Origin of the sequence: Mesorhizobium sp. M2E.F.Ca.ET.209.01.1.1, from assembly GCF_004010375.2 — a bacterium.
Lineage (GTDB): Bacteria > Pseudomonadota > Alphaproteobacteria > Rhizobiales > Rhizobiaceae > Mesorhizobium.
Map to the genome: position 1 here is coordinate 65,165 of NZ_SADP02000027.1, position 8,804 is coordinate 73,968.

The 8,804-nt window shown below is 61.7% G+C and carries 6 protein-coding genes; 2 read left to right on the forward strand and 4 right to left on the reverse strand.

Annotation, left to right across the window (positions count from 1 at the left end; genetic code table 11):
* Positions 1-2: 2 nt before the first annotated feature.
* Together EN852_RS31215 and EN852_RS31220 are read right to left on the reverse strand one after the other, a co-directional pair.
* Positions 3-3,050 carry an OmpA family protein gene (locus EN852_RS31215; protein ID WP_127879814.1) on the reverse strand — a complete coding sequence of 1,016 codons (3,048 nt, stop codon included), beginning with the start codon at positions 3,048-3,050 and terminating at the stop codon, positions 3-5.
* Between the two features lie 7 nt (positions 3,051-3,057).
* Positions 3,058-3,723: a hypothetical protein gene (locus EN852_RS31220; protein WP_127864636.1), complete on the reverse strand. Its 666-nt coding sequence runs from the start codon at positions 3,721-3,723 to the stop codon at positions 3,058-3,060.
* 412 nt (positions 3,724-4,135) lie between these two features.
* On the opposite strand from EN852_RS31220, the gene EN852_RS31225 reads away from it, so the two are divergent.
* Positions 4,136-4,846, forward strand: a complete 711-nt coding sequence (locus tag EN852_RS31225) for an SIMPL domain-containing protein (protein ID WP_127879815.1) — start codon at positions 4,136-4,138, stop codon at positions 4,844-4,846.
* Between the two features lie 174 nt (positions 4,847-5,020).
* Here the strand turns inward: EN852_RS31225 and EN852_RS31230 are convergent, their stop codons facing one another.
* Together EN852_RS31230 and EN852_RS31235 are read right to left on the reverse strand one after the other, a co-directional pair.
* On the reverse strand, positions 5,021-5,377 hold the full coding sequence (locus EN852_RS31230) for a hypothetical protein (protein ID WP_042647488.1): 357 nt from the start codon (positions 5,375-5,377) through the stop codon (positions 5,021-5,023).
* Positions 5,378-5,624: 247 nt separating this feature from the next.
* Positions 5,625-6,071 carry a YcgN family cysteine cluster protein gene (locus EN852_RS31235; RefSeq protein ID WP_095817408.1) on the reverse strand — a complete coding sequence of 149 codons (447 nt, stop codon included), beginning with the start codon at positions 6,069-6,071 and terminating at the stop codon, positions 5,625-5,627.
* Between the two features lie 194 nt (positions 6,072-6,265).
* On the opposite strand from EN852_RS31235, the gene EN852_RS31240 reads away from it, so the two are divergent.
* Complete coding sequence (locus tag EN852_RS31240; protein ID WP_127879816.1) at positions 6,266-8,611, forward strand: OmpA family protein; 2,346 nt, start codon at positions 6,266-6,268, stop codon at positions 8,609-8,611.
* The last annotated feature ends 193 nt before the right edge of the window (positions 8,612-8,804 follow it).

Below are 8,804 nucleotides of genomic sequence, written 5' to 3' on the forward strand. Positions count from 1 at the left end.
CGCTACTCCAGGTTCACCGTAACCGAAACCCGGCGATTGGTGGAGTTCCCAGTTGGGCTATTTTCATTTTCGGGCACCGCCGGCTCGAAGGTGCCGGCGCCCCGAACCTGCAGCAGTTCCGGAGCGACGCCGCGCTTGTTGAGAAGCGCGCGAACTGTCTCGGCGCGGGCGGCGCTGATCGACGCGTTGGCCGTCTCACGGCCCGTTATGTCCGAATGGCCGGTCAGCATGAACCGCGCTGTCACGCCTGCCTTGCGGGCATTTTCGGCGAATTCCTTCAACTGATCAGCCAATCTGTCGAGCACCGGCGTCTGCTCCGGTCCCGGAACAACTCGACCGGAAGAGAAGTAAATATCGGTCGTCTGGATGGCCTCTCTCAACTGATTAAGCTCTGCAAGGTTCAGCTCGCTCAGCTGCGAGACATCCAGAACCACTCCGTCCGCCGAAAGTTGGTCGGCGGCGGCCTGCGCCCGGCTGATCCAGCCGGCAGGTGCCTCGCCCACGATGACGATGCGACCCTGGACGATCGAAAGCCGAACCGATTTCGGCGGGGACAGCGACGCCGTCAGCCGCTTCACCACGAACTTCGGATCAAGGCTCTGATAGAATTGCCACTGTGAATGAACGCGGGCAGGATCGACCTGTGTTCCGGACAGCAGAGCTTGCGGGTCGGCGGCAAGAGGATCCCTCAGACCGGAAATGTAGAACTGTCCGCCCCTCGCCGATTGCTGAGCGACGATGATTCCCGGTTGGGCCTCAAGTCGCGACACATAATACTGCCAATGCTCCGCCGCGCGTGCATCGGGGCTCACATCACGAACCTTGGAGATGTCGAACTCCGGCCCGCCTTCAGAAAGCTGTCTTGCCGCTGCGCGCGCCCGATCTATCCAGGTGTCGGGAGCCTCACCTTCGGCGACGATGCGGCCATTGACGATCGAAAGTCGCACTTTATCCATCGGATACAGTGACGCCGTCAGCCGCTTCAACACGAACGCCGGCTCGAGGCTCTGATAGAATTGCCAGCTTGCATGAACGCGCGCGGGATCGACCTGCGTTCCGGACAGCAGCGACTGCGGGTCGACGGCAAGCGGGTCTCTCAGGCCGGTAATATAGAATTGGCCATCGCGCACATTCTGCTGGGCGACGATGATGCCCGGCTGCGTCTCCAGTCGCGACACGTAGGCCTGCCAACGCTCCTCGGGGCTGACATCACGGACCCCGGAGATGTCGAAAACCGGGCCGCCGGCTGAAAGCTGCTGGGCAGCCGCCCGCGCCCGGTTGATCCACGCGGTGGTAGCCTCGCCTGCGGCAACGATGCGATCATTGACGACTGAAAGCCGCACCGAATCCGGTGGCGTGAGCGACGCCGTCAGCCGCTTCAGCACGAACTGCGGCTCAAGGCTCTGGTAGAATTGCCAGCTTGCATGCACACGTGCGGGATCGACCTGCGTTTCGGCCAACAGCGACTGCGGGTCGGCGGCAAGCGGGTCTCTCAGACCGGTAATATAGAATTGGCCGTCGCGCACATTCTGATCGGCGACGATGATGCCAGGCTGGGTCTGCAGTCGCGACACATAGGCCTGCCAGCGGTCCTCGGCGCTCACATCGCGGACCCGGGAGATGTCGAAGACCGGGCCGCCTGCCGAAAGCTGCTGGGCAGCGGCCCGTGCCCGGTTGATCCACGTGGTTGTCGCCTCACCCTCGGCGACGATGCGACCATCGACGACCGAGAGTCGTACCGAATCCGGAGGCGCCAACGACGCCGACAGCCGCTTCAGCACGAACTGTGGCTCGAAGCTCTGATAGAACTGCCAGTTTGAATGAACGCGGGCGGGATCGACGTCCGTTCCCGGCAGCAGCGACTGCGGATCCGCGGCGAGCGGGTCTCTCAGGCCGGCGACATAGAAGTCGCCGCCACGGATTTTTTGGTCCGAAACGACGATGCCCGGCTGGGCTGCCAGCCGCGACAGGTAGGTCTGCCAGCGGTGTGCGGATTGCCAGGATAGAAAGTACCAGCCGCCCGCCACGATCAAAGCCAGCAGGACCGCCGTCACCACCAGCCACGGAAATCCCTCTTTCGAATCCATGTGCTGCAGCTCGACGCAGGTCTGCAACTGCGTCTCCACGCCGGGCAACTGGGAACTGTCGCCGTCGAACCGCTCCAGGGCCCGCGAGGATTCTTGATGGATGCGAAGCAGTACGTCGCGGATGACTTCATGCAGTTCCTCCGGAGGATTTCCCCGGATTACCGCAACCAGGGTCGCAAACTGTCCGACTTCCGACCAGAGGCGAAGTTCCCCGAACCGGATGGTGTCGAGGCCGCTATTTTCCTTCTCTTTGAAAGAGTCCTTCACAAAATCCTGGATGGCGCTCAGCATCGAGGAAATCAGTTGAGGATCTTCGCTGGTTGCGTCTTGGGAAGTTACATGCGCAATCAGGAGCCCGGAAGCGCGACTGATGAGAAAGACATGTTCCACGCGATAGATAAGAGAATGCTTGAGAACAACTGCCGAGAAGCTTGTCCCCGTTCGCCAGGCTTCAAACCTCCACTTCAACCCATGCCATGTGAATATATGCCTTAGAGACTCATTCAATGACTGGAAGGTCTGGTCGATCTTTTCGCCAATCGACTTGCGAATGGCCGGCAGAAACACCGGATACAATATATCCGTCAGCGTGTTCGGGTTCTTTTGGATGGACCGCTGCGCGGCCCTCTCGACCGCCGGGGCAAGGGCCTCGCCGAGTTGCGTATGCGACGCGCGCGCGGTTGCCTCGGGCAGAACGTTGCCCACCGCGGTGGCAAGCTGCTCGGGTTCGTCGAGCAGGTGCGTAACGCGTGACAGCTCCGAGATCTCGCCGCCGACGAGCAGTTGGCGGAGCCTTTCCAGCCGATGGTCGGCGGCTGGAACGCCTTCGTAAAGGGCATGGTTGTCCGGATCGACGTTCCGGGCAATTTCCACCAAAAGGCGGGCCAAAGCCTCGCGATCAATACCGGTATCGTTCGAAGCTTGTCTTTGAGATAGGCTGATTGGTTCGACGCTCGACGTCAAGTTCCGATCAACTCACTTTCCAGCCACGCTCCGAATTGCCCTTGCTGCCGACAGGATCCTGGTTGAGACATTTCGCGACCTCGACGAACAGGCCGGCCAGAAGGTTCCGGTCGGTCTTGACGTTGCTGAGATCGGAAAAGATCTTCTCCATCAGCATTTGAGCGCTCTCGTTCTTCTGCTTGATTTCCTCGCGCAGCAAATGGTCGCTTCTGCTCATGCGATCCGCGAATTCGCGCTCGAGCTCGCTCAATTGATCCGACAAGGCGCGCACCTGCTTTTCGAGCGCCTGGTTTTGATCGCGAAGATTGCGGTCCATCTCCTTGTCGGCCTCGGCGCGCGCGTCCTTTTCGTTGCGCAACTGCGTGGCCAGCGAGTCAACTTGCTTCTTGGCATTCGACTCGTAGGTTTCAAGATTGCGCTTGGTTTCGGATTCGACATCCTTGAATCGCTGCAGGAACCGTTCCTCAAGTTTGGAGAAGCGGCGATCATAGTCCTGCATCTGATTGCCGAACAAAAGATCGCGTATCTTGTCGACACCTGGAGCGTCACCGCCTGGCCCGCCCTCGCGAGCCTGGGAGGCCATGAAGTTCAGCCCATTTCCTTCTGAATTACCTATCAGATTTGCATCCGCTTTATTTGTCGAAGAAGCGGCACTCGAAGATTCCTTCGCCATCTCTAAACCCCAATTACCCGCTACAACATTAGGAGATGTGAAATTATGTCAGACAAATACCAGGCCCGCAAGGCGGAATCCTCTTGGCTTGAAACTGATTCGCCCGTCCCTTGTTCGCCTCTTGGACAGCAGGGCGCATCGAGCGGTCCAAGGGCCTGATCCATCAGAAGCGATTGACACTGGTCTATATTGCCCTCGCCATCGGTTCCGCAGAACTCTCAGCACATTACCTTCGAAAGCGATGGCGCCGGCCGCCAAAATCAGCCCATATTCGCTGCGTAGAGCGGCTTGCGCCCATAAGGCGCGTGAACAGGCCCCGGCTCATGCGCCGCATTGCAGGGTATCGATGCCTTTTGCAGGGTCGATGCAAGCGCGGCACCGGGCTGCGGACCGCAGACATCGAGGAGTTTTCATGACCAGACATCTTTTGCCTATCGCGCTGGCTGCCGCGGTCGCGTTCCCGGCGCTGGCAAGCGCCGCCGACACGCAGCCGCCTCCCCGCATCATCGTATCCGGCGAAGGCGAAGCGACGGTGGCACCGGACATGGCGATCCTCTCGCTCAGCGTCATGCGCGAGGCAAAAAGCGCGCGCGAGGCGCTCGATGCCAATAACGACGCCATGGCGGCGGTGATTGCGGCGATGAAATCCGCCGGCATTGCCGATCGCGACCTGCAGACGGCGGGCATACAGATCAACCCGCGCTACAACTACACCAACAAGGCCGACGGCAGCCAGGAAGCCGAGCTCGTCGCCTATCAGGTGACCAACACGCTGTCGGTGCGCGTGCGCGACGTCGACAAGACCGGCGAGATCCTCGACAAGGCGGTATCGCTCGGCGTCAACCAGGGCGGCGGCATCGCCTTCACCAATGACGATCCGAAGGCGACGATCACCGAGGCGCGCAAGAAGGCTGTCGCCGACGCGATGGCGAAGGCCAAGACGCTTGCCGAAGCCGCCGGCGTCAGCCTGGGCAAGGTGCTCGAGATCACCGACCAGAATATCGCGCCGGCGCCGATGCCGATGGCGGCCAAATCATTCGATGCGGCCCGTTCGGCCGTCCCGGTGCAGGCTGGCGAAAATTCCTACAACGTCCAGGTCACGGTCACCTTCGAGCTGAAGTAACGATCGGCCGGCGCGCCGCAGGCGCCACCGACACGCAAAAAACCCCGGAGGATCGGTCCTCCGGGGCTTTTTTCGAGCCGCGCCTCACCTCGAGGGGCTCCGCTACTTAAGATTGATCTTCGCAGAAGATCATATCCTAACAGCCGATCCTCGCAGAGGATCGTCCTTTCAGCCTCAGCGATAGATGATCGGGCAGCCACGCTCGTTGGCGAACACAACCACCACGCGGTCGCCATACTGGCGGCCGACGACCTTCACCGTGCGGCGGCTGATATCGACGATGCGGGCGCGGTGCAGGCCCATGCGTTCGGCCTTGTCGAGGGCGCGATCCGGCGAGCAGCCGCGCCAATCGCGGTCACGGCGCCAGTCGCGGCGGTAGTAGCCGTCATCGTCGCCCGTATAGACGCCGAAGCGCGGATCCTGGTTGTTACCGAAACCGAGATAAAGGCTGTCCGCATGCGCCGGAATCGCGGCAAGCGTGCCGAGCCCGACAAGCGCCGAAAGGGCGGCAGTCTTGATGGTGTTGAACATGGTCTTCTCTCCTTGTTGCGGGCTTTCGCCCTAGAACCGATGATTGGAAAATGCCTTTTTGTGTCTGAACTTTCCGCGAACCGCCCATTCATGTCCGGTTCATGTAAACGCGAACCCGTAGGGTTCGTCGCTCGTGACCAAAAACGCTAACCCCTTAGGGTTCCAAACGCGAACCCGCAGGGTTCGTCGTTCCCCGTCAAAAAGCGCCCCCGTCAGGGTTCGTCATCCCTCGTCAAAAGGCGCCCGTTCAGGGTTCGTCATCCAATATGTAATCAAAGTAGTCGTCCGGCTCGGCCAGATCGGTCTCCTTGGCCTTCACCCGGCCCTGGATCGAAATACCGGCTTCATGCACGGTCGCAGCACTTCCCGAAACAAGCCTGTGCCACCAGTAGAGGTCATGGCCCTCGGCGATCAGCCGGTAGGCGCAGGTCTTTGGCAGCCAGGTGATGGTGCGCACATTCTGCGGCGTCAGCCCGACGCAGTCGGGCACCCGCGTCAGGCGGTTTGCATAGTCGGAGCAGCGGCAGCTTTCGGCGTCGAACAGCCGGCAGCCAACGCTTGTCCAGAAAATCTCGCCCGTATCCTCGTCCTCGAGCTTCGACAGGCAGCATTTGCCGCAGCCGTCGCAAAGTGATTCCCACTCGGCCGGGGTCATCGCCTCAAGTGTCTTAGTTTTCCAGAATGGCGCGGTCATTTCGGTGGATTTGGCCCTCCGCGACCTTCCGGTCAAGCGCTGCTGTCACGCAGACTCACTATCAACATTAGAAAAACACGAAATTGCCTTCAAAAGGCCGGCCAGGCGTCCTTGGCTGGCGCCAATGCCTGAAGGAACCAATTGCGGTCGATGAAAGTTTGGGCAGGGATGGGACCCCATTAGGAGAAAATGATATGAAACGCCAACCACGGATTCTGGCGGGCACGGCAATCGGCCTGCTTATGGCATCCGCGCCGTTGGGCGCGTACCCGCTGCAGGGGGGTGTCGCTTCCGGCAGCCTGCATGGTGCGCCGCTCGTGCTGGCTCAAGCCGCTTGCGCCGAAGGCCAGTCGGCCGAGGAATGCGCGCAGGGCGGAGCCGAACAGCCGAAGAAGAAGAAGCGCGAGCAGCAGCAAAGCGAATCGGCGCCGGCAACCGAACAAGCCGCCCCTGCCGAGACCGAGCAGAAGCCGCGCAAGAAGCGGCAAGAGCAGCAGCAGATTGATAATGGCCAATCCGGCGAGGCTGCTCCCGCCGAGCAGCAATTCAAGCCGCGCAAGAAACGCGATCAGCAGCAGCAGATCGAGGCGGCGCCCGCCGATCAAGGCGGCCAGCCCGTGACCGACGAGCAGCAGTTAAAGCCGCGCAAGAAGCGCGACCAGCAGCAGCAGATCGAGGCCGCGCCGGCCGACCAGGGCGGCCAACCCGCGACCGACGAGCAGCAGCCGCGCAAGAAGAAGCGCAACCAGCAGCAGATCGAAGCGGCGCCAGCTGACCAGCAGCCCACGGAACAGGTCGCGCCTGCCGCCGGCGACCAGCTGCAAGGCAACCAGGGTAAGAAGAAGCGCAAGCACGATCAGCAGCAGAGCGAGCCCGCCGGCCAGGCCGGCGAGCAGGTCGCGCCGACCGACCAGACCGCCCCTGCCAACGACAATCAGCAAGGCGGCAACCAGTTCAAGAAGAAGCACAAGCAGAACCAGCAGGGCGAGACCGCGCCGGCCGAGCAGACGCAGACCAATGAGCCTGCCAAAAAGCCGGCGCCGGCAGGTGAACCTGTGCCGCAGGCCGAACCGTTGCAGACCGGCGAGCAGCCGGCCCAGGGCGCAGAGACCCAGGACAAGAAGAAACGCGGCAAGAAGCTAGGCGAGCAGCCTGCTACCGGGCAGCAACCGGCGACGGGCGAGCAGCCAACCACCGGTGAGCAAACCCAGGGTGGCAAGCAGTTCGGCAAGAAGCCAGTGACCGAACAACCCACGACTGGAGAGCAGCCGGCGACAGGCCAACAGCCGGCCAACAACAATCAGCCCGCTAACGGCGGCAACGCCGCGCAAGGCGAAGCGCCCGCGAACCCGAACGAGGCGCCTATCCTGGACAGCCAGAAGGACGTCATGCGCAAGCACAAGGGCCGCAACGATAACGGCCAGAACAGCGGTGGCCAGGCAGGTGGCGCTCAAACCGAAAATGGCCAGAACGCCAATCAGGCCGGACAGCAGCAGGGTGGTGAGCAGGCGCAGAAGCCGGCTCCGGTCGATCAGGGTCCGCCGCCCACCGACGACAAGTCGGCGCAGCAGGCCATCAAGCCCGAGAAGATCGTCCCGGTGGACCAGGAGAAGGGCAAGCGCATCGAGCTTACGCCCGACCAGGTCGTGCGCGAGCGTCGGCGGCCGCAGGGCGCGGATGTCGTGAAACAGTTCGGCGACCGCGTCATCCTCCAGTTCAACAACCAGACCTTCGTGGAAAGCAACGAGGCGCCTCGCATCACCCGCGGCGCCAGGGACGTCTACTACGAGGATCTGTCGGGTGGCCGCACCCGCGAAATCGTGGAGCGCGACAACGGCGTCAGGATCATCACCATCCGCAACCGTAATGGCGACGTCATCCGGCGATCGCGCATTACACCGGATGGCCGCGAATATGTGCTGACCTATGTCGACGAGCGCTACTACAACGATGTCGATGAGTGGCGCGATCCCGGCGACGAGCTGCCGCCGATGCGGCTCGACATCCCGCGCCGGGACTATATTCTCGATTCCGAGGATGTTCAGAGCGATGACGACTACTACACCTTCCTCGAGCAGCCGCCGGTGGAGAGGGTGCAGCGTCTCTACTCGATCGACGAGGTCAAGCGGTCGGCCCGCGTGCGCGACATCGCCCGGCGTATCGACCTCGACACACTAAACTTCGACTTCGGCTCGGCCACGATCTCCGACACCGAGGTGCAGAAGCTCGAAGGCGTCGCCAGCGCCATGGAAAAACTGCTGAAGAAAAATCCGGCCGAGACCTTCCTGATCGAAGGCCACACCGACGCCGTGGGCACGCCGGAGGCCAACCTCGCCCTGTCGGACCGCCGCGCCGAAGCGGTTGCCGAGGCACTGACCAATGCCTTTGGCATCCCGGCCGAGAACCTCACCACGCAGGGCTATGGCGAGGAATATCTCAAGGTGAACACGCCTGGTCCGAACCGCGAGAACCGGCGTGTCGCCATCCGCCGCATCACCTCGCTGGTAGCGCCGGTGGCAAGCAACAGTGACCAGCAATGAGTGTTGGATTTCAAGATCCTGATCGGATTTCTGTAATCAGCGCTTGAGATGAAGGCCCGTCCGCTCTGAACTGACCCCCGAAAGTTGGACACAACCTTCGGGGGTTTTGCATGTCCAAGCACAGTCCGCGTTTCAAGCGCTCGGTTGTCGACAGCTATTTGTGTGGGAATGAAAGCTACGCGAGTGCTGGGTC